Genomic DNA, 18,739 nt, shown 5'->3' with positions numbered 1-18,739 from the left:
TGTCTTTCTAGTGATTGCTCCCCATGTCCCGTTTTTTGGCTTTTTGTGCGTTTGCGCTGTTTAGTAGTGTTGCTTGGACGCAAGACTTGGTTGTCTCTACGCAGCCCATTTACTTGATCGCACAGGAAGTGACGAAAGGCATTGAAAAACCAACCTTATTATTGGCAAATCAATCTGGACATGATGTCAGTCTGACCCCAATGCATCGCAAAATTATTCAAGATGCAGATCTGGTGATTTGGTTGGGTAAAGAACATGAGGCACCTTTAGATAAGCTGTTGTCACAGAATGAAAAAGCCATTTCTATCTTACACTCGGGCATTATTCATGCATTACCTCAGCGAAATACCCGTGGCATAGCACTCAAAGATACTGTTGATACTCATGTCTGGCTAGATCCCAATAATGCAGTTCGCATAGCTTTCTTTATTGCAAGTCTTCGCTCGCAGCAAATGCCTGAATATAAAGACCGTTATTGGAATAATGCTAAAGTCTTTGCGCAGAGCATGTTGCAAACCTCCAATATATATAGTCAAAGTACCCAAGCTCGCCCATATTGGTCTTTTCATGATGCTTATCAATACCTCGAGCGTCCTTTAAACTTGCGTTTTGCAGGTGCGCTAACGGATGATCCACATGTTGCACCTACTGTTGCGCAAATCAAATACTTAAATGACAACCGTCCTTATTCTAAGATGTGCCTTTTGGCTGAAGTGCATGCCAGTCAAGCACAATATCAAAAGTTGAACCCATTGGTTTTCCAAGCGGTCGATGAAAGTATGACTGGGGCAGGGGATTTTGTCAGTGCGTGGAAGCAATTAGCTGATCATGTGCATAAATGTGTGCTAAATACCCGAAAGTGACGCAAAAATTAAACAATAATTGATTAGTTTAAAAGCAATTTAAACATAGAAAAAAACTCGACTTAGGTCGGGAAAAGATTGCATGTTCAGGGGTGTAACCCTATAATGCCTGCGATTAAAAATAATCATCAGCTAAACTTGTCAAGCATGATTGTTGTGAGTGAGTAAAAAATGAGCCGAACTAGTCGCTTGATTGACCGACGATTAGCGAAAGCTTTAGTCCTCTTACAAGCATGTATGATTCCTGTTTCAGCCTTGATCGGTTGGGTCTTGAAAGATTCAACTGCAGCCCTGAGTGCAGCATTAGGTGCACTCGTGTGTTGGCTTGCGACTTGTTATTTTTCATGGCAGTCGTTTCGAGCAGCAGGAGCTCGCGCTTCTAAACAGGTTCTTGCGAACATGTATAAAGGCATGATGGGTAAGTTTGCAATTGTGATTGTTGGTTTCATTTTAATTTTAAGCAATGTCAAACCGTTGTCAGCGGTGGCGTTGTTTTGTGGTTTTATGCTCGTTCAAACCATGACGTGGGTTGCTCCATTTTGGGTGTCGCGTCAACAAAAACGAGTTTAATAAGCACTACAAAAAATTGAAAAGTTTTTTAGGAGAAGAACGAGATGTCAAGCAGCACGCGATGTTCGTTCTCTCTATTTGTATTTGACATTGACCAGGTGTGATTTATGGCTGCTGAAGAACATGCCCTTACTTCGACCGAGTATATCAAGCATCACTTGACGAATATGACCTATGGCAAAATGCCAGATGGTTCATGGAAGTTGGCTGAAACTGCTGATGAAGCTCAACAGATGGGGTTCACTGCTATTCACTTGGATTCAATGGGTTGGTCTATCACGCTTGGTGTGATTTTCTGTTTGTTATTCTGGTGTGTAGCGAAAGCTGCAAACTCTGGTGTTCCAACCAAGTTCCAGTCTGCAATTGAAATGATCATTGAGTTTGTAGACTCAAGTGTTCGCGACACTTTCCATGGCAAATCACGCTTAATTGCTCCACTTGCATTGACTATTTTCGTGTGGATTTTCCTCATGAACGCAATGGACTTAATCCCTGTTGACTGGATTCCATTCATAGCTCAACAAATTGGTGCAAGTGTATTTGGTATGGATCCTCATCACGTTTACTTTAAGGTTGTACCTTCTACAGATCCAAACATTACCTTAGGTATGTCTTTATCTGTATTTGTTCTGATCTTGTTCTACAGTATTCGTGAAAAGGGGATTGGTGGTTTCGTTGGCGAATTGGCACTTAACCCATTTAATCCAAGTAACCCAGTTGCAAAAGCGTTATTAATTCCAGTGAACTTAATTCTTGAATTGGTAACCTTCCTTGCACGTCCAGTTTCATTGGCTCTACGACTTTTCGGTAACATGTATGCAGGTGAGTTAATCTTCATCTTGATCGCATTATTACCGTTCTGGATCCAATGGGCGTTGTCTGTGCCTTGGGCGATCTTCCACATTCTTGTTATTACGCTACAAGCATTTATTTTCATGATGCTGACTATCGTATACTTGAGCATGGCAAGCGAAAAGCATTAATGGTAATGCCCAACTATCACTGGATGGTTGGGCGCATAATTTTTTATTTTAATTTGGTATAAACCTAACCTCTGAGGAATTATCATGGAACTCACTTTAGGTCTAGTTGCAATTGCATCTGCTATCTTGATCGCTTTTGGTGCTTTAGGTACTGCGATTGGTTTTGGTCTTTTAGGCGGTCGCTTCCTTGAAGCTGTTGCTCGTCAACCAGAATTGGCTCCACAACTTCAAACTCGTATGTTCTTAATCGCAGGTCTTCTTGATGCTGTGCCTATGATCGGTGTTGGTATTGGCTTGTTCTTCATCTTTGCTAATCCATTTGTAGGTTAATCAGCTTAATTCCTAAATTAAACTATTGAGGAATAGCAATGAATATCAACCTCACATTGATTGGCCAAGCGATTGCATTTGCGATTTTCGTCGCATTCTGCATGAAATTTGTATGGCCACCACTAATCAATGCGATTAGTGAGCGTCAGCGTAAAATCGCTGATGGCTTAAACGCTGCTGAAAAAGCAAAAGCTGACCTTGCGGATGCGCAAGCTCAAGTGAAAGCTGAATTAGACGCGGCTAAAGCACAAGCGGCTCAATTGATCGAACAAGCGAACCGTCGCGGTGCACAATTGGTAGAAGAAGCTCGTAATCAAGCGTCAGCTGAAGGTGAGCGTATTCGTCAACAAGCAAAAGAAGCTGTTGATACAGAAATCAATTCTGCTCGTGAAGAATTACGTCAACAAGTTGCTGATCTTGCAGTAACAGGTGCTGAGAAAATTCTTAGCCAAAAAGTTGACGCAGAAGCTCACAATGCCATGCTGACTCAGCTGGCTGCTAAACTTTAAGAGAGGCGGATTATGGCTGAACTCTTGACGTTGGCACGCCCTTACGCTAAAGCAGCATTTGCTTACGCTTCTGAGCAAAATGCAACTGACAATTGGTCATCTGCATTGAATTTGCTCAGTGCTGCGGTGCAAGACGAAGCATTTTCAGCTTTCCTAACTCGCCCTGAGCTTACTCCTGCTGAGCAGGTAAGTCTTTTTGCAAAAGTATTAGGCGAAGACCAAACTGCAGCAGTGTCAAACTTTTTGACATTGCTTGCTGAAAACAACCGTTTGGCGCTTCTTCCTGAAATTTCTGCAGAATACGAGCAGCTCAAATCACAGAATAACAATACTGTGGATGTAGTGATTGAATCTGCATTCCCATTGACTTCTGTACAAGAACAATTACTGACTCATGCTTTAGAGAAAAAATTCGAAGCTGCGGTAAATGTAACTGTAGAAGTTAAACCAGAGCTTATTGCTGGTGTTGTTATTCGTGCAGGCGACCAAGTGATAGATGATTCTGCACTTAACAAGCTAGAAAAAATGCGGACTCGTCTTCTTGCTTAATTGCATAAGAAGACTGAACTTTAAAAAGATTGAGGTATAGCGCAATGCAACAACTGAATCCATCCGAGATCAGTGCGCTCATTAAACAGCGTATCGGCGATCTGGACACCAGCGCGACCGCTAAGAACGAAGGAACCATTGTTATGGTTTCCGACGGTATTGTGCGTATTCACGGCCTTGCTGATGCAATGTACGGTGAAATGATCGAATTCGACGGCGGCTTATACGGTATGGCACTGAACCTAGAACAGGATTCAGTGGGCGTCGTTGTTTTAGGTAACTACTTAAGCCTTCAAGAAGGTCAAAAAGCTCGTTGCACAGGTCGTGTATTAGAAGTTCCGGTTGGTCCAGAACTTTTAGGCCGTGTAGTAGATGCTTTGGGTAACCCAATTGATGGTAAAGGCCCAATTGATGCAAAATTAACTGATGCAGTAGAAAAAGTTGCACCAGGCGTAATCTGGCGTCAATCAGTGGATGAACCTGTACAAACTGGTTATAAATCAGTAGATACAATGATTCCAGTTGGCCGTGGTCAGCGTGAGTTGATCATTGGTGACCGTCAAACTGGTAAAACAGCAATGGCGATCGATGCGATCATCGCACAGAAAAACTCTGGCATTAAATGTGTATACGTAGCTGTTGGTCAAAAACAATCAACAATTGCTAACGTGGTACGTAAGCTAGAAGAAACTGGCGCTATGGCGTATACAACTGTTGTAGCAGCAGCGGCAGCGGATCCAGCAGCAATGCTTTTCCTTGCTCCGTACTCTGGCTGTACAATGGGTGAATACTTCCGTGACCGTGGTGAAGACGCATTGATCATTTATGATGATTTGTCTAAGCAAGCTGTTGCTTACCGTCAAATTTCATTGTTATTACGTCGTCCACCAGGTCGTGAAGCGTATCCAGGTGATGTATTCTATCTTCACTCTCGTCTACTTGAGCGTGCTTCTCGCGTTTCAGCTGACTATGTTGAGAAATTCACGAATGGTGAAGTTAAAGGCCAAACTGGCTCATTAACTGCATTACCAATCATTGAAACTCAAGCGGGTGACGTATCTGCATTCGTACCAACGAACGTAATTTCGATCACTGATGGTCAGATCTTCCTTGAAACATCATTATTCAACGCAGGTATTCGTCCTGCTGTGAACGCGGGTATTTCTGTATCTCGTGTTGGTGGTTCAGCGCAGACTAAAGTTATCAAGAAATTGTCTGGTGGTATCCGTACTGCACTTGCACAGTATCGTGAACTTGCAGCGTTTGCTCAGTTCGCTTCTGATCTTGACGAAGCAACGCGTAAACAGCTTGAACACGGTCAACGTGTAACTGAGCTTATGAAGCAAAAACAATATGCTCCATACTCAATTGCTGACCAAGCTGTTTCAGTTTATGCATCTAACGAAGGCTATATGGCTGACGTAGAAGTGAAGAAAATCGTAGACTTTGATGCTGCGTTAATTTCTTACTTCCGTTCAGAGCACGCTGCGTTAATGCAAAAAATTGACCAGACTGGTGCTTGGGACAAAGATATCGAAGCTGAATTCAAAGCTGGTATTGAAAAGTTCAAAGCGACTCAAACTTACTAATTTAGCAACTTGCTAATTAGTGTTGGTTTGGTTCACGGAATCAACCTTCGAGGGCTCGAAAGGGCCTTCGAATACTAGGTTAAGCGTATGGCAAATTTAAAAGAAATTCGCGCCAAAGTAGCTAGTATCAAAAGCACGCAGAAGATTACTCGCGCGATGCAGATGGTAGCAGCTTCTAAGATGCGTCGTGCGCAAGAGCGCATGGCTCAAGGCCGTCCGTATGCCGAAAATATGCACCGTGTAATTGCTCATTTGGTTCAAGCGAACCCTGAATATAAACACCGTTATATGGTTGAACGCCCAGTTAAGCGCGTTGGCTATATCATTGTGTCTTCAGATCGCGGCCTTGCTGGTGGTTTGAACATTAACTTGTTCAAAAAAGTGGTTAAACACGTACAACAGCAACAAGAGCAGTCAATTGAAGTTCAATTTGCTTTGATTGGTCAAAAAGCGGTTTCGTTTTTTAAAAACTACGGCGGTAAAGTGCTGGGTGCTACGACAAATGTCGGTGATACACCAAGCCTTGAACAGTTATCTGGTTCTGTACAGGTGATGTTAGACGCATTTGATAAAGGCGAGTTAGATCGTATTTATCTTGTGTCAAACGGCTTTGTCAATGCCATGACTCAAAATCAAAAAATCGAACAACTTGTTCCTTTAGCAACTGCTGAAGAAAACAAGACCCTTAACCGTCAATACGGTTGGGATTATATCTATGAGCCTGAAGCTGAAGAGCTTTTAAATGGCTTATTGGTTCGTTATATCGAGTCTGTGGTATATCAAGGCGTGATCGAAAACATCGCGTGTGAGCAGTCAGCTCGTATGGTTGCAATGAAAGCCGCAACCGACAACGCAGGTGATTTGATCAAGAGCCTACAACTTATTTATAACAAGCTGCGTCAAGCCGCGATTACTCAGGAAATTTCTGAGATCGTTGGTGGTGCCGCTGCCGTTTAACATTATTTTGAATTGAGGAGACAGCAATGAGTAGCGGTCGTATCATTCAGATCATCGGCGCGGTTATCGACGTCGAGTTTGAACGTAACAGCGTTCCTAAGATCTATGACGCTCTCCACGTTGATGGCACTGAAACTACATTAGAAGTTCAGCAACAACTTGGTGATGGCGTAGTTCGTACTATTGCAATGGGTTCTACTGAAGGCCTTAAGCGTGGTTTGAACGTAACGAATACTAACGCACCAATCTCTGTACCAGTGGGTACAGCGACTTTGGGTCGTATCATGGATGTTCTTGGTCGCCCAATCGACGAAGCTGGTCCAGTTGCGACTGAAGCGCGTTTGCCGATTCACCGTCAAGCACCTTCTTATGCTGAACAAGCAGCTTCTACTGACCTTTTAGAAACTGGTATCAAAGTCATCGACTTACTATGCCCGTTTGCTAAAGGTGGTAAAGTTGGTCTGTTCGGTGGTGCCGGTGTTGGTAAAACTGTAAACATGATGGAGTTGATCAACAACATCGCGAAAGCGCACTCAGGTTTATCTGTGTTCGCTGGTGTTGGTGAGCGTACTCGTGAAGGTAACGACTTCTATCACGAGATGAAAGACTCAAACGTTCTTGACAAAGTAGCAATGGTTTACGGTCAGATGAACGAGCCACCAGGTAACCGTTTACGCGTAGCGTTGACTGGTTTGACTATGGCTGAGTACTTCCGTGACGAGAAAGACGAAAACGGCAAAGGCCGTGACGTACTATTGTTCGTAGACAACATCTACCGTTATACACTAGCAGGTACTGAAGTATCAGCACTTCTAGGTCGTATGCCATCTGCAGTGGGTTACCAACCAACACTTGCAGAAGAGATGGGTGTTCTTCAAGAACGTATTACATCGACTAAGTCTGGTTCGATTACGTCAATCCAAGCGGTATACGTACCTGCCGATGACTTAACAGATCCATCGCCTGCAACGACATTTGCTCACTTAGACGCAACTGTTGTATTGAGCCGTGACATCGCATCTTCTGGTATTTACCCAGCGATCGATCCACTGGATTCAACTTCACGTCAGTTAGATCCACTAGTTGTGGGTGCTGAGCATTACGAGATCGCTCGTTCAGTTCAAAACGTTCTTCAACGTTATAAAGAATTGAAAGACATCATCGCGATTCTTGGTATGGACGAACTTGCAGAAGAAGATAAGTTGACTGTTTACCGTGCGCGTAAAATCCAACGTTTCTTCTCTCAACCGTTCCACGTAGCTGAAGTGTTTACTGGTGCTCCTGGTAAACTTGTACCGCTTAAAGAAACGATTCGTGGCTTTAAAGGTCTTTTAGCTGGTGAATACGATCACATCCCAGAACAAGCGTTCTACATGGTTGGTGGTATTGACGAAGTAATTGCTAAAGCTGAGAAACTTTAATTAGTTACCTAATTTAGGAGATTCTCATGGCGACTATGCAGTGTGATGTTGTAAGTGTTCAAGAGTCTTTGTACTCTGGCACTGTAACGATGCTAATTGCTAAAGGTGCTGGTGGTGAGTTGGGTATTATGCCTGGTCACGCACCACTAGTAACTTTACTCAAGCCGGGCGCAATCCGCGTTCTACTTGAAAATGGTACAGAAGAGTTAATCTATGTATCTGGTGGTGTACTCGAAGTTCAACCGCATGTTGTGACGGTTCTTGCAGATACTGCAGTCCGTGCAGAAAACTTAGATGAAGCAGCAATTATTGAAGCGCGTAAACACGCTGAACAATTGCTTGCAAATCAAAAGAGCGACTTGGACTCTGCTGCCGCTTTGGCTGCTCTTGCAGAAACTGCTGCTCAGTTGGAAACCATCCGCAAAATCAAGAACCGTGCTCAGTAAGAGACGGTTTGAGATTAAAAAAGCCACCCGAAAGGGTGGTTTTTTTATGTCGAAAAAATTTAGTATAAATGGCGTTAATTCGAAAAGTGTGAAAATTTATGTTCAATGTTTCTGGCATTAGCATTGATCAACTTGCCGAGAGTGAGTTGGATGTTTTAAAAGTATCAAATGCATATTGTGATGCTGTGATGAGTTATCAAGGAGCACAAGTACTCGAATTTTATTCCAAAGTGAAACAACAGCCTTTGCTTTGGCTCTCTGAACTAAATTCTTATCAGGCAGGGACAGCCATTCGAGGAGGGATTCCTTTATGTTTTCCGTGGTTTAGTGCCCACTCACAACATGCCGATTTTCCTGCACACGGCTTTGCACGGAACCTGAAATGGAAACTTGTCAATGTTATTGAGAGTGAAGCAGGGCATGAAATTATTTTTGAATTGAGGGATTCAAATGTAACGCGTAGATATTGGGATGTTGCATTTAAGTTGAGTATGCATATTTATTGTGGTGAAAAATTGCAACTCATGATGCAACTGAGCAATTTAGATACAGTGGATATAGAATTTAGCTTTGCATGGCATAGCTATTTTCCTGCCAAAACAGAAATTGCTAAAATTTCGGGATTAGACAATACAACTTATATTGATCAATTGAATAACAATAAAGTTCAGAATCAATTTGAGCAACAGATTGAGTTTAAATCAGAATTAGATCGCATTTATCCTCTAACAAGGGGGCAGTTTGTTTTAGAACAAGACACGCAGCACCAGATTTTTATTCGTAGTACTGCAAAAAGTGCAATTATCTGGAATCCTTGGATAGATAAATCGAGGCGTATTCTTGATATTCGAGATGATGCTTGGCAAGATTTCGTTTGTATTGAGTGCGGGCAAATTGCATCAGAGAAAGTATTTTTAAAAGTGGGAGAAATGATCCAATTTGAACTATGTATAGAGTAAATGGGAAGCCTTCGCGCAGTAAAGCCATCTAGATTGAGGCCAACGGATAGTACTCAAGTGAATATGTAGCTAAAGTTGCATATATTTCATTCAATAAAAAGTATAAGTTGATACAGTATTGTTAAGTGAATAAGACCATGAACCTGATTGCCTATGAAGCTCATTTTTGGGAGCTTTACCAAGACTTTGAGCGCTATTATCTGAGTATTGCCATTGATATGAGTTCGGTTGTGTCTTGTTGGGACTTGGTTTTGACGCAAGAAGAAATTTTGCAATATGAACATCGTGGCCGAGTCAGTATTCAGGAATTGGCCAAGTGCATCATAGAAGCCGCCTATAAAGGTGATTTTTCTAGCATAGAATCTCGTTTAGCCAAGCCTTATGAACGACAAGCGATGCAATTGGCCTTTAGAAACTGGATGAAAAGCACTCAAGTTTAGCAGTAAGCTAAATTTATTTTCTATTATGGTGGGTGGGCTTAATTCTTTTTAAGAAAGGCCTGACTGAGCTGATGGAGTAGCATCTGGCTTACAGCATCCTGCTGTTGCTGGATGAGTTGTTTGATTTGGTCGATCTGTGGCTTCTCTTGAGGAATGATGATGTCTTGGTCTATTTCTAGTTCAGAGATAGCACTTGGCTGTTCTGCGACCAAGTTAGAGGATGGATGTTCAGCATGCCAAAGCTGTGTTTCAAGTGACATGATGTACTTATATTCATCGGTATTTGGGTTAAACCGCTTATAAAGCCTTAAGTCTTGCATCGCATCTTGACGGCTTCGGTGTGGTGTATCTGTTTCGGTTTTTAGCCATTCAGATATCACGGGGTGAATTTCATGTTGCATCTGTTGGTAATAAACCCAGTCACTGAGTAGAGCATGGTCTATGTCCGAGACATAAGGATTATTCTGTTGTAGCAGTTGCTGTAAATGTTCTAAGACCAAAATTTCCTGCTGCTGTAAGGCATAACGCGCTTCTGTGTTGATCTGTTGATATTCTTCTACGGGAATTTCAGAGAAATATTGTTGATCGACAAAGGCATCGACAATATGTGTCTGGAACAGGTCATTCCATTGCTCTAGCGCATGTATTTCTAATTGCTGTAGTTCTTTAAAGCCTTTACTTTGATAATGATTTAACTTGATACGCTGAATATTTTGCTGATTAAGCTCAATTTTCTGTTTGATATACTCAGCATAGGCGCCTTGCTGTTTGGGGCTGACAGGGATTAGCACATCGACCAAAAGTAATTGTTGTTGCTGTTTGTATTTCAACCAATCTTGAGTGCGTTGGGTTTCTTTGTACTCTTTAGAGAAAAAATGGGTCAAATGTGGTGTCGTTTTTTCAGGCATTACAAAATGCATCACGCCAAAAACCATGATTGCTAAACAGACCACCACAAGAATGACTTTTTTCATTATAGAAATGTTTTTCTGTGTTTATTATTTGTAGATGTTAGCTCAAAAATGAGAAATAGTTAATATTTTTTCATCAAACTATTAAGTATGTATGGGAGAAATGGAAAACTCCCCATGACCTAGAATATTAACTTTATATAAAGCATTAAAGCCCTCAGCATGTTGTGGCTGCTCAAATTTTTTATAAGTGGCACGAACACCGACATCGGGAATGCAAGCTTTGCCTTCGCGTAAGCGATTACGTTGTAGAGCACTACTGAGTTCAGTTTCGAAACAATAGCCAATGATCTCGAAGCCTGCGTCCTTTGCCCTTTGAATATAGCGGGCTCGGTCAGCGATGGTTGGGTTGGTATTATCAATCACCATTTTGGTTTTTGAGGCCAGTCCTGCTTCAAACATGATCTTTTCACGATGCCTTGTTTTCAGCATGTCGAGGTTGATGCGTAAATGGCTATGGGCCAAATTTAGCAGATAATAGCTCGATTTTCCTGAAGCTTGGATGCCCATAAAAATAATCAGTTGCATATGTGATTTAAATACTCGCTGTGCGAGAAAGCCTTTGAATAATTTTCTCTCCTTATTGTTAAAGTCGCAAGACTTAAAATAATTTAAGACTGCTTTTCAGCTGCCACATCGTTGTCCGCTTGTTGAGGAATCATCATAGAAGCCAGTTTCAGCATTTCGGATTGGATTGTGCCCATTTGTTGTTGAATTTTCTTAAAATCCACTTGGCTGAAATCCACTTGTCCATTTAAAAATGGTGAAGCCAAAACTTGTTGGTTCGCGGAGAGTAAAGTATTACGAATATCGTTAATTTCTTGAGTTTTGAGGTTTAGGCTGTTCAAAGCAGCATTAAACCCAGTCAATTGTTTTTGTAAGGCAGAGGCTGCCTGTTGCAATTGTTGTTGATCGTGCTGATTAATTGCGGTTTGTAGATCGTTTTGGGTTTCTTGAAGTTGGGTGACATATTCTCCTGCTTTTAATTGCAGATCTGCTACATCACGGACGATATACAGCATGCTCCCTGTTTTGAGTTCAGGTTTTTCAGTGTTTTGCACATGTGCTGTTGAGCGCTGATCAGCGTTTTCAGTTTGAATATTTTGCTGGTTTGGTTCGGCTGCTTGTTCACAGCCAATCAGCAAAATGCCCGCACTAAACAAAGCAAAAGGGAGAATTAAGTTTTGTAAAAATTTTTTCATCATCAAATCAATATTGCGGCTATCTATTTTTAATATAGAGGCAAAATGTGCAGATAAAATAGAGTGTTTCAAAGTCATAACAAAACTATTTGAGAAGCTAAAAAAAAGAGTGCCGTGGCACTCTTTCTTCTGATTCGATATCAGCAGATAACTTAACCTGCAATAATTTTGATAATGGCATGTGTACGAATATCTGTCAGTACATAGTCGCCATTCACTTTAATCCATTGTTGGTTTTTACCTGGTTTGCTCAATTTTTTAAACTTTTTATGGTCGACTTTGTAGCCTTGACCACGGTATTGAGTTGGTACGGGATTGCCTGGCTTCCAAGATGCTGATGGTCTTGGCGCTTTATCGTGGTTTGGTTTTTGTTGACTTGGTTGCTGTGCAGCTTGTGGAGCAGGTTTATGCTCGTCAGCATGATGGTTAGATGCATCTTTATGTGCATCATTGTGATTTGGCGCATCATTGTGATTTTGTGTTGCATGCTCTGCGTTGTTACGTTGATCTTGTGGAGCAGCAAATGCAGGAGCAGCAACTAATGCAGTTGAGAATGAAAAAATTACAGCTTTAATTAAACGATTCATAATTGACCTTTTTAAATATTGTATGCGTTGATGGCGTAAGTTACAGAGGCAATAATGCAATATTACGCAGCTTTAACTGGTTTTTTTTCGCCAGTTTTGTGTTGCGGTTGTGTGTGGTTCTGAGGTGTAACTTTCTTGCTTGTTGCCTTTTTAGGTGTTTCTTTTTTCTTTTGTACAGCTGGTGTTGGTGTCTTAGATTGCTTTTTTACAGCTACTGGCTTACTGGCGTCAGCTGCTTTATGTACGTGCTGTTGAGTTGCTGCTTGAGTTTTAGCAGGTTGCTGTTCTGCTTGTGCTGCAAAAACAGGTGCAGCGACTAATGCTGTGGATAATGAGAGAATAACTGCTTGCACCAAATGTTTCATAATCGACCTTTCAATTCATATCTGTCTTGTTCTGATGTTGCTATTACAACAGTAAGTGTTCGAGTTAATTTGGATTTTATGTTGTATAAAGTTTAAAACTGTGGAGGAATAAAGGAGACGAATGAAAAGTAGGTCAGAAAGTAAGAATCTCACTTTCTGAGCATAGGAGCTGTTTTTACTTTAATAGTTCAGCATTGATTGCATCGACGATACGAGGATCATTGGCTGTAATATCGGGTGCGAAGCGCGCAACCACTTCTCCATTCTTATTGATTAAGAATTTTTCAAAGTTCCACAGTACCTCAGGTGGTTCATTTGGTGTTAAACCGTAGTCAACTAAGTCTTTCCACCATGGACCTTCTCCAATACGTTCAGGAATGGCTTGGGTCAGAGTTTGGTATAGCGGATGTTTGTCATCGCCTGCAACTGAGATTTTTGAGAAGAGTGGAAAATCAACTTGGTAATTGAGTGAGCAAAATTCTTGAATTTCAGTATCTGAACCAGGCTCTTGTGCTAAGAAATCATTAGCAGGGAAGCCTAAAATTTCTAGACCTTGAGATTTTTTGTCTTGGTAGAGTTTTTCTAAACCTTCGTATTGTGGTGTCAGTCCACATTTAGATGCAACATTCACCACCAGTAGTACTTTACCTTGGTACTGGTTTAGGTTGATGTTTTCACCCTGAATGGTTTTGACTGGAATGTTATAAATCGAAGTGCTCATTTGAGTGTCCTTATATAAAGTCTATTTTATTGTGTTGTAAGCGTTCGCCAAAGTCACGTCAATTTGATGTCTCATCACAACAAAAAGCAAGCCGAAGCTTGCTTTAATGTTTTGCTTTAAGGTTAAGGAGCATGAGCTGCTTTGACTTTGGCTTCTAAAGCCGTGACATCAGCCATGATGGTTTTCTGTAGTTCCATGGCTTTGTTTTGAAGCTCGGTAATTTTTGTGCTATCTGGCTTTGTTTCAATACTCTCTTTAGTCAGCACAATGCCAAGGTTATTGGCATCCTGCATTTTTTTACGTAAGGCATCCACCTCAGTACTTTTTAAAGTTAAAGCGTCAAGCTCATCATTAAATTGTTTGACATAGGTTTCTGTTTTTTCAAGCACTGCTTTAAGTTGTGTCGAATCTTTCTTTTCGACAACTGCGGCAACTTCTTTTTGGAATGCTGTGGCTTCCTGTGCTTTTGCATTTGATAAGGTTTCTACGGCCAATAAATCGGCTTGAATATCAGCAATGTTATTATTGCTATGATTAGCAACGACGGTGGTTGCCTCGGTGGAGGTTGTTTCAGATGCAGACGTTGTTTGTTCAACGACCGGTTCAGTTCCTTTTTTTTCACATGCGGCCAAAGATAGCGTGGCCAAACAGACTGTGGTTAAAAGTAACTTTTTCATAAGAACATCCTTCTATCGGGAAATATGCTTGGTATCTGCCAAAGTCGCAGTGCAATGACAAATCTATTCAGAATGCGTTTCTCATACGCTATAAATAAGATGCAGAGATGGCCGAATGCGTTCTATGGTGTTTTTGTAGAGTTGGCACGTAGAAAGTGATGACTGTAATCTGTTTTGCACTTATGATTAACGCTAATACTTTGTTTTTTTATTGATTTTAAATCTAAAAAATAAATGTATCAATTATGTTGAATACCCAAATGATATTCGAATAAACTGAAAAAATGCTTTAACATTCATCTAAATTTTGCATACAAAAGTTGAACTGGATTAGGCATGAGTACTACACAACAACGAATGTATTGGGCTTTGAGTTTACCCATCATTGCTGTACTGATTTGGTCAATCAATATTGTGGTCACGCGTTATGTGGCAGATTTTATTTCACCTGTGAGTATTAGCTTTTATCGTTGGTTCTTTGCTTTTATCCTTTTAACTCCTTTTGCACTCATTCCTTTATGTCGTAAATGGGTATTGATCCGAGGACATATTTGGCAACTCGCGGTATTGAGCGCATTTGGTCTAGTGTTGTATCAGGGCTTAGCTTATACGGCTGCCCATTATACCACTGCGACTAATATGGGGCTGATTAATGCCTTTATTCCGATCTTTACCATTTTTGTTTCATTGTTGATTTTAAAAGATATTCCAAATCGCTTTGCGATTATTGGCAGTATTCTCTCTTTTGCTGGTTTGGTCTATATCATTGGGCAGGGCAATCTGGCGGGCTTAGTTCAGTCTGGCGGACACTTTGGTGATGTCTTGATGGTGGTTGCTGTCTTTTTCTATGCCTTTTATGGCGTGTTTTTAAAGAAATGGCAATTACAGATTCCACTCATGTTGAGCCTTTATGTCCAAATCTTTTTTGCGCTGCTTTATCATTTACCATTTATTGCATATTTCGGACTGGATTCAATCAATAGTCAAAATGCAGCGAGTGTCTTATATGCCAGCATCTTTCCTTCATTGGTGGCACCGATGGTTTGGATGCTTGCAATTACGCGTTTAGGGCCAAACCGAACCAGCATTTTTATGAACTTGATGCCTGTTTTTACTGCAGTAATTGCATTTTTCTGGTTAAAAGAAGCGTGGACGGTCTATCATACTGTTGGTGGTATAGTGATCATCTTGGGTATTTTACTCGCACAGCGAAAAACGCTACAAAAGGTTTCTACGTTGACGGGTCATTTAGATTAAAAGGTTGAAAAATGTACAAACAGATGTATTTTGAATAGAATAATTCATTCATTTTTTTGTTTGTAATAGTATTTTTAGATTAACAATGTTCTTTAATATGCCTAAAAAATCATTAAAAATAGACAGATAATTTTAATTATCTTTCAATTATTCAGATTAATCATGCTTTTAGACGCATGATTAATACAAAAAATCTATTTGTTAGAAGTTACATTTTGCTACATAATACGCGCACTGCGAAACGATGATGCTTTTAAACAGTGCATTTGCTTTTGCTCAACGGTTTTCAGACCCTCTGGATGTGATTACACATCCTTTTTTATGCTCAGCCATCCCTATATGGCTGAGCTTTTTTTTGTCTATTTTTCCTATAAGTTCTGACCAGAAGCCTATTTTTAGGCACGAACCACTTCACCGGTTTCTGCATCAAGTATGCGACTTGGTTCTTGGCTTAGCCCTAAGTCACCATTTAGATAACTTACCTGTTGGGCAAAATATTGGCTTGCATCTTGTAATGAGCGTGCAGGATCGAGTCCAGCAGGATTGGCGCTGGTGGAAACAATAAAGCCCTGAAAAGCATTGCACAGGGCAACGCAAATGGGATGTGTGGTGACGCGAACCGCAACTTTAGGATGATTGCCTTTAATCCATGTCGGAATATGTTCATTTGCAGGCAAGAGCCATGTGGTTGCACGTTCAGATGGACTACGATGACTCCAGCTATCAATAACTTGCTGGCGAATAGTAGGATCTAGATGTTCTAAAAGCGGTTCAACTTGAGAAATTTGCCCGGCCAGTAAAATGACGCCTTTTTCTATAGGACGCTGTTTAATCCGTAGAATGTCCAAAAATGCCTGTTCGTTATAAGGATCACAGCCTAAACCCCATACTGCTTCTGTTGGATATGCTAAAACTTGACCATGTTTTAAACATTGCGCCGCTTCAGTCACAGAGGTGGTAATCATTACACGTGGTACCTTTTATTGGGGAAAGAGGGACTATTGTGAACTTTATTGGTGAGAACGGCAACGCAGATAATTTCCAGCCTGTTGTTGTGCAAGTCCCAAAATTTCCAGTTCCATCAATTGACTGGTGAGTGTGGCAATATCCACCCCAAGTTTAAAATTGAGCTGATCCATATTCTGTCCAACCCAATCCAGTTGATTATAGAGCTCAAGTAAATCGGGGGGAATTTCAAGACCTACATTTTCATGCAGTCCATTTGCTTGAGATTGGCTATGCCACTGGGTAGGGAGTGCTAAATCTTCAATGACCTGTTCAGGGTGATCAACCAAAATAGCTCCTTCACGAATCAATTGATGGCAGCCTTGATGGTGTTCACTGTAAATATGCCCCGGAATGGCAAAAATGGTTTTCCCTTGCTCTGCGGCTCTTTGTGCGGTTCCTATAGAGCCACTTTTTAAGGCTGCTTCTGCAATCACAACCCCTAGACTCAGTGCACTGACGATACGATTCCGCCGTGGAAAATTACGCTGTAAAGGTGGGGTGCTGGGCAGAAACTCTGTAATAATGCAGCCATTATTTTCCAATATTTGTCTGCGGAGCGTTTGATGTTGGGAGGGGTAAGTGAGATCTAAGCCTGTACCTATCACCGCAATTGTACGTTGATGTTTTAATCCACCCTGATGCGCCGCAGCATCAATGCCCTCAGCTAAGCCACTGGTAATGTAAAAGCCTTTTTCTGCCAAGTAATAAGCAAAGTCATACGCGATTTGCTTACCTTGGGGGCTCGGCTTACGACTACCGACGATAGCAACTTGAGCTTGCATTAAGTTTTGTAGATTACCCTGACCAAACAAGACTGGCGGCCGATCTGCATAAGGGAGTAGTTGAGAGGGGTAATTGCTTTCGGTTTCTAGCAAGATAAAATCACAACTGGTTTGAATGTTATGCAGTACACTTTGCAATCTGTTTTGTCCAGCAGGCGTTTGTAGCTCTGCTACACGTTGCAGGTGGCTTTTGTGCAAACCGAGTTTGGACCAAGTATTGAGATGAGCTGGAGCAACGGCTTCACTGCTTGAGCCAAAATGAAATTGTAATTTTTGAAAGCTCGATAAAGAATGCTGAACTAAATACCACAGGGTGATTGTTGCAATCTGTTCATGTGATAATGAGTTCAGCATATATGTACCTTAAAGCAACGGATTATTCATCCACAACCGATGGATAAATATGAGCGCCCAAGTTCATTGGTAACTCGCTGTCGAGTACATAAGCATAACTAACGCGGTCAAAGGTTTTGAATACCATGATGTTGCCAATACGCTCAGTTGGAAGAGTGAGTTTTTCATTGGTCTTCGGATCACGAATTTCTTGACCCTTTTGGCTGACCGCGAACACATAGCCTGATTGAACGCCATCCATTGTGCCACGGTCAATGGTTACAACTGAATGCTTCGCTGCCAAACCAATCGAACCTTGAACACGAATCACTTGACCGCCACCAGTCACATCTTGTGCATGTGTTGGGTAGAACAAGGTTGGAAGCATGGCATCATATTCAGGTAGGACACGATAACCACGACGGACTTCAGAATTATATGAGTCTGTAATTTCTAAAGTTGACATGTCATTTTCACCACGGATGGCAATGGCTGAACCAACCTGAGTCAACTCTAAACCTAGATTTTGTTTTTTACCTTCTGCATCCGTCACAATATACGGTTCGCCTTCACGGTAAATCGCGTAGCGCTGACCGACTTGAATGCCTTGACCACGTGCATAAACAGTTTGGCCTTTACCTGCAATGACTCGTTGATCTGCAGCACCGACAATATATGGTGTATCTTTTAATGATTCTTCAGGCAGAATAGTACTGTGTTCTAGCCAGTTCTTAATATATTCAAGTGGAATCACTGGAATTGCATTGTTTAATGATTCAACGCGAGCTTGTGGTTGAAGTTTGGTGCCACCTGCATAACGACGAATAATCCCTTCACAGCCATCGCCTTCGTCTTTGCCAATGATTGGGCGACCTTCATAGGTACACATCAGCAAGCGGTCACCTGGGAAAATCCAATGCGGGTTTTTAACATGTTTATTACTTGCCCAAATTTCAGGCCAGCGAACAGGATTATTGAGAAAACGTTTAGAAATATCCCACAAGGTATCGCCTTTTTTCACCACATAAACATTCGGTGCATTGGCTTTTAGAGCAGGTGGATTGGTATTTCGAGCAGGTGCTGCATGTGCTGTAGAAATAACGCTTGCTCCAACGCTTACACAAATGGCAAGAGCTAGTATGTGTTGCTTAAACCCCAAGGCACTAAAAGATGGCATGCCCATAAAAACCTTTTTCATTATCATAATTCCTAAAATTATG

General features: G+C 41.4%; 23 protein-coding genes. 13 read left to right on the top strand and 10 right to left on the bottom strand.

Annotation, left to right across the window (positions count from 1 at the left end; genetic code table 11):
• Nucleotides 1-23 precede the first annotated feature (23 nt).
• The 12 genes from ACZ8ZH_RS16860 (at nt 24) to ACZ8ZH_RS16805 (ending at nt 9,616) form a co-directional block, all read left to right on the top strand.
• Nucleotides 24-863 (top strand): metal ABC transporter solute-binding protein, Zn/Mn family, encoded by an 840-nt coding sequence (locus ACZ8ZH_RS16860; protein WP_086210814.1) that lies wholly within the window; start codon nt 24-26, stop codon nt 861-863.
• A 171-nt stretch (nt 864-1,034) separates the two neighbouring features.
• Nucleotides 1,035-1,433 carry an ATP synthase subunit I gene (locus ACZ8ZH_RS16855; protein WP_086210813.1) on the top strand — a complete coding sequence of 133 codons (399 nt, stop codon included), beginning with the start codon at nt 1,035-1,037 and terminating at the stop codon, nt 1,431-1,433.
• Nucleotides 1,434-1,540: 107 nt separating this feature from the next.
• Nucleotides 1,541-2,416, top strand: coding sequence for a F0F1 ATP synthase subunit A (gene atpB, locus ACZ8ZH_RS16850; RefSeq protein WP_086210812.1), 876 nt, complete (start codon nt 1,541-1,543; stop codon nt 2,414-2,416).
• 84 nt (nt 2,417-2,500) lie between these two features.
• Nucleotides 2,501-2,746 carry a F0F1 ATP synthase subunit C gene (gene atpE, locus ACZ8ZH_RS16845; RefSeq protein ID WP_000424060.1) on the top strand — a complete coding sequence of 82 codons (246 nt, stop codon included), beginning with the start codon at nt 2,501-2,503 and terminating at the stop codon, nt 2,744-2,746.
• Between the two features lie 38 nt (nt 2,747-2,784).
• Nucleotides 2,785-3,255: a F0F1 ATP synthase subunit B gene (locus tag ACZ8ZH_RS16840; RefSeq protein ID WP_110975790.1), complete on the top strand. Its 471-nt coding sequence runs from the start codon at nt 2,785-2,787 to the stop codon at nt 3,253-3,255.
• 12 nt (nt 3,256-3,267) lie between these two features.
• Entirely contained in the window at nt 3,268-3,804 is a 537-nt protein-coding gene (locus tag ACZ8ZH_RS16835) for a F0F1 ATP synthase subunit delta (protein ID WP_086210810.1), read from the top strand.
• Between the two features lie 44 nt (nt 3,805-3,848).
• Nucleotides 3,849-5,393 (top strand): F0F1 ATP synthase subunit alpha, encoded by a 1,545-nt coding sequence (atpA, locus tag ACZ8ZH_RS16830; protein WP_086210809.1) that lies wholly within the window; start codon nt 3,849-3,851, stop codon nt 5,391-5,393.
• An 87-nt stretch (nt 5,394-5,480) separates the two neighbouring features.
• Complete coding sequence (atpG, locus tag ACZ8ZH_RS16825) at nt 5,481-6,350, top strand: F0F1 ATP synthase subunit gamma (RefSeq protein WP_004984038.1); 870 nt, start codon at nt 5,481-5,483, stop codon at nt 6,348-6,350.
• A gap of 26 nt (nt 6,351-6,376) precedes the next feature.
• Complete coding sequence (atpD, locus tag ACZ8ZH_RS16820; protein ID WP_004684425.1) at nt 6,377-7,771, top strand: F0F1 ATP synthase subunit beta; 1,395 nt, start codon at nt 6,377-6,379, stop codon at nt 7,769-7,771.
• Nucleotides 7,772-7,797: 26 nt separating this feature from the next.
• A complete protein-coding gene (locus ACZ8ZH_RS16815) occupies nt 7,798-8,217 on the top strand; it encodes a F0F1 ATP synthase subunit epsilon (protein WP_086210808.1) in 420 nt (139 codons plus the stop codon).
• 98 nt (nt 8,218-8,315) lie between these two features.
• Nucleotides 8,316-9,176, top strand: a complete 861-nt coding sequence (locus tag ACZ8ZH_RS16810; protein WP_119065010.1) for a D-hexose-6-phosphate mutarotase — start codon at nt 8,316-8,318, stop codon at nt 9,174-9,176.
• Nucleotides 9,177-9,313: 137 nt separating this feature from the next.
• Nucleotides 9,314-9,616, top strand: coding sequence for a hypothetical protein (locus ACZ8ZH_RS16805; protein WP_086210806.1), 303 nt, complete (start codon nt 9,314-9,316; stop codon nt 9,614-9,616).
• Nucleotides 9,617-9,654: 38 nt separating this feature from the next.
• Here the strand turns inward: ACZ8ZH_RS16805 and ACZ8ZH_RS16800 are convergent, their stop codons facing one another.
• The 7 genes from ACZ8ZH_RS16800 to ACZ8ZH_RS16770 form a co-directional block, all read right to left on the bottom strand.
• Nucleotides 9,655-10,590: a hypothetical protein gene (locus tag ACZ8ZH_RS16800; RefSeq protein ID WP_119065009.1), complete on the bottom strand. Its 936-nt coding sequence runs from the start codon at nt 10,588-10,590 to the stop codon at nt 9,655-9,657.
• Nucleotides 10,591-10,671: 81 nt separating this feature from the next.
• Nucleotides 10,672-11,115: an AAA family ATPase gene (locus ACZ8ZH_RS16795; protein WP_086210804.1), complete on the bottom strand. Its 444-nt coding sequence runs from the start codon at nt 11,113-11,115 to the stop codon at nt 10,672-10,674.
• Between the two features lie 83 nt (nt 11,116-11,198).
• A complete protein-coding gene (locus ACZ8ZH_RS16790; RefSeq protein ID WP_119065008.1) occupies nt 11,199-11,789 on the bottom strand; it encodes a hypothetical protein in 591 nt (196 codons plus the stop codon).
• A 152-nt stretch (nt 11,790-11,941) separates the two neighbouring features.
• Complete coding sequence (locus ACZ8ZH_RS16785) at nt 11,942-12,376, bottom strand: RcnB family protein (RefSeq protein WP_119065007.1); 435 nt, start codon at nt 12,374-12,376, stop codon at nt 11,942-11,944.
• Between the two features lie 62 nt (nt 12,377-12,438).
• Nucleotides 12,439-12,741 (bottom strand): hypothetical protein, encoded by a 303-nt coding sequence (locus tag ACZ8ZH_RS16780; RefSeq protein WP_086210801.1) that lies wholly within the window; start codon nt 12,739-12,741, stop codon nt 12,439-12,441.
• Nucleotides 12,742-12,916: 175 nt separating this feature from the next.
• Nucleotides 12,917-13,462: a glutathione peroxidase gene (locus ACZ8ZH_RS16775; protein WP_086210800.1), complete on the bottom strand. Its 546-nt coding sequence runs from the start codon at nt 13,460-13,462 to the stop codon at nt 12,917-12,919.
• A 122-nt stretch (nt 13,463-13,584) separates the two neighbouring features.
• Entirely contained in the window at nt 13,585-14,139 is a 555-nt protein-coding gene (locus ACZ8ZH_RS16770; protein WP_119065006.1) for a hypothetical protein, read from the bottom strand.
• A gap of 336 nt (nt 14,140-14,475) precedes the next feature.
• Here ACZ8ZH_RS16770 and ACZ8ZH_RS16765 point away from each other — a divergent pair, with 336 nt between their 5' ends.
• Nucleotides 14,476-15,396, top strand: coding sequence for a DMT family transporter (locus ACZ8ZH_RS16765; protein WP_086210798.1), 921 nt, complete (start codon nt 14,476-14,478; stop codon nt 15,394-15,396).
• 395 nt (nt 15,397-15,791) lie between these two features.
• Here ACZ8ZH_RS16765 and tsaC read toward each other — a convergent pair whose 3' ends face one another.
• From tsaC to ACZ8ZH_RS16750, 3 genes are read right to left on the bottom strand one after another with little or no spacing between them, the layout of a single operon-like run.
• A complete protein-coding gene (tsaC, locus tag ACZ8ZH_RS16760) occupies nt 15,792-16,361 on the bottom strand; it encodes an L-threonylcarbamoyladenylate synthase type 1 TsaC (RefSeq protein ID WP_086210797.1) in 570 nt (189 codons plus the stop codon).
• Between the two features lie 45 nt (nt 16,362-16,406).
• Entirely contained in the window at nt 16,407-17,540 is a 1,134-nt protein-coding gene (gene dprA / locus ACZ8ZH_RS16755) for a DNA-processing protein DprA (RefSeq protein WP_119065005.1), read from the bottom strand.
• Nucleotides 17,541-17,562: 22 nt separating this feature from the next.
• Nucleotides 17,563-18,717, bottom strand: a complete 1,155-nt coding sequence (locus tag ACZ8ZH_RS16750; protein WP_086210795.1) for a LysM peptidoglycan-binding domain-containing protein — start codon at nt 18,715-18,717, stop codon at nt 17,563-17,565.
• Nucleotides 18,718-18,739: the final 22 nt, after the last annotated feature.

Source organism: Acinetobacter sp. SW-226 (assembly GCF_055632855.1).
Note: the sequence above shows the minus strand (reverse complement) of the source record. Positions and strands in the feature narration are given on the sequence as shown.

Bases quoted from the DNA above. Each gene is read 5' to 3' on its own strand.
- ACZ8ZH_RS16765 (WP_086210798.1), top strand. From the start codon at position 14,476: ATGAGTACTACACAACAACGAATGTATTGGGCTTTGAGTTTACCCATC.
- ACZ8ZH_RS16750 (WP_086210795.1), bottom strand. From the start codon at position 18,717: ATGAAAAAGGTTTTTATGGGCATGCCATCTTTTAGTGCCTTGGGGTTT.
- ACZ8ZH_RS16815 (WP_086210808.1), top strand. From the start codon at position 7,798: ATGGCGACTATGCAGTGTGATGTTGTAAGTGTTCAAGAGTCTTTGTAC.
- ACZ8ZH_RS16810 (WP_119065010.1), top strand. From the start codon at position 8,316: ATGTTCAATGTTTCTGGCATTAGCATTGATCAACTTGCCGAGAGTGAG.
- ACZ8ZH_RS16805 (WP_086210806.1), top strand. From the start codon at position 9,314: ATGAACCTGATTGCCTATGAAGCTCATTTTTGGGAGCTTTACCAAGAC.
- ACZ8ZH_RS16855 (WP_086210813.1), top strand. From the start codon at position 1,035: ATGAGCCGAACTAGTCGCTTGATTGACCGACGATTAGCGAAAGCTTTA.
- ACZ8ZH_RS16785 (WP_119065007.1), bottom strand. From the start codon at position 12,376: ATGAATCGTTTAATTAAAGCTGTAATTTTTTCATTCTCAACTGCATTA.
- ACZ8ZH_RS16835 (WP_086210810.1), top strand. From the start codon at position 3,268: ATGGCTGAACTCTTGACGTTGGCACGCCCTTACGCTAAAGCAGCATTT.
- ACZ8ZH_RS16795 (WP_086210804.1), bottom strand. From the start codon at position 11,115: ATGCAACTGATTATTTTTATGGGCATCCAAGCTTCAGGAAAATCGAGC.
- ACZ8ZH_RS16780 (WP_086210801.1), bottom strand. From the start codon at position 12,741: ATGAAACATTTGGTGCAAGCAGTTATTCTCTCATTATCCACAGCATTA.
- ACZ8ZH_RS16775 (WP_086210800.1), bottom strand. From the start codon at position 13,462: ATGAGCACTTCGATTTATAACATTCCAGTCAAAACCATTCAGGGTGAA.
- ACZ8ZH_RS16770 (WP_119065006.1), bottom strand. From the start codon at position 14,139: ATGAAAAAGTTACTTTTAACCACAGTCTGTTTGGCCACGCTATCTTTG.
- atpB (WP_086210812.1), top strand. From the start codon at position 1,541: ATGGCTGCTGAAGAACATGCCCTTACTTCGACCGAGTATATCAAGCAT.
- ACZ8ZH_RS16790 (WP_119065008.1), bottom strand. From the start codon at position 11,789: ATGAAAAAATTTTTACAAAACTTAATTCTCCCTTTTGCTTTGTTTAGT.
- atpD (WP_004684425.1), top strand. From the start codon at position 6,377: ATGAGTAGCGGTCGTATCATTCAGATCATCGGCGCGGTTATCGACGTC.
- ACZ8ZH_RS16840 (WP_110975790.1), top strand. From the start codon at position 2,785: ATGAATATCAACCTCACATTGATTGGCCAAGCGATTGCATTTGCGATT.
- tsaC (WP_086210797.1), bottom strand. From the start codon at position 16,361: ATGATTACCACCTCTGTGACTGAAGCGGCGCAATGTTTAAAACATGGT.
- atpA (WP_086210809.1), top strand. From the start codon at position 3,849: ATGCAACAACTGAATCCATCCGAGATCAGTGCGCTCATTAAACAGCGT.
- ACZ8ZH_RS16860 (WP_086210814.1), top strand. From the start codon at position 24: ATGTCCCGTTTTTTGGCTTTTTGTGCGTTTGCGCTGTTTAGTAGTGTT.
- atpG (WP_004984038.1), top strand. From the start codon at position 5,481: ATGGCAAATTTAAAAGAAATTCGCGCCAAAGTAGCTAGTATCAAAAGC.
- ACZ8ZH_RS16800 (WP_119065009.1), bottom strand. From the start codon at position 10,590: ATGAAAAAAGTCATTCTTGTGGTGGTCTGTTTAGCAATCATGGTTTTT.
- dprA (WP_119065005.1), bottom strand. From the start codon at position 17,540: ATGCTGAACTCATTATCACATGAACAGATTGCAACAATCACCCTGTGG.
- atpE (WP_000424060.1), top strand. From the start codon at position 2,501: ATGGAACTCACTTTAGGTCTAGTTGCAATTGCATCTGCTATCTTGATC.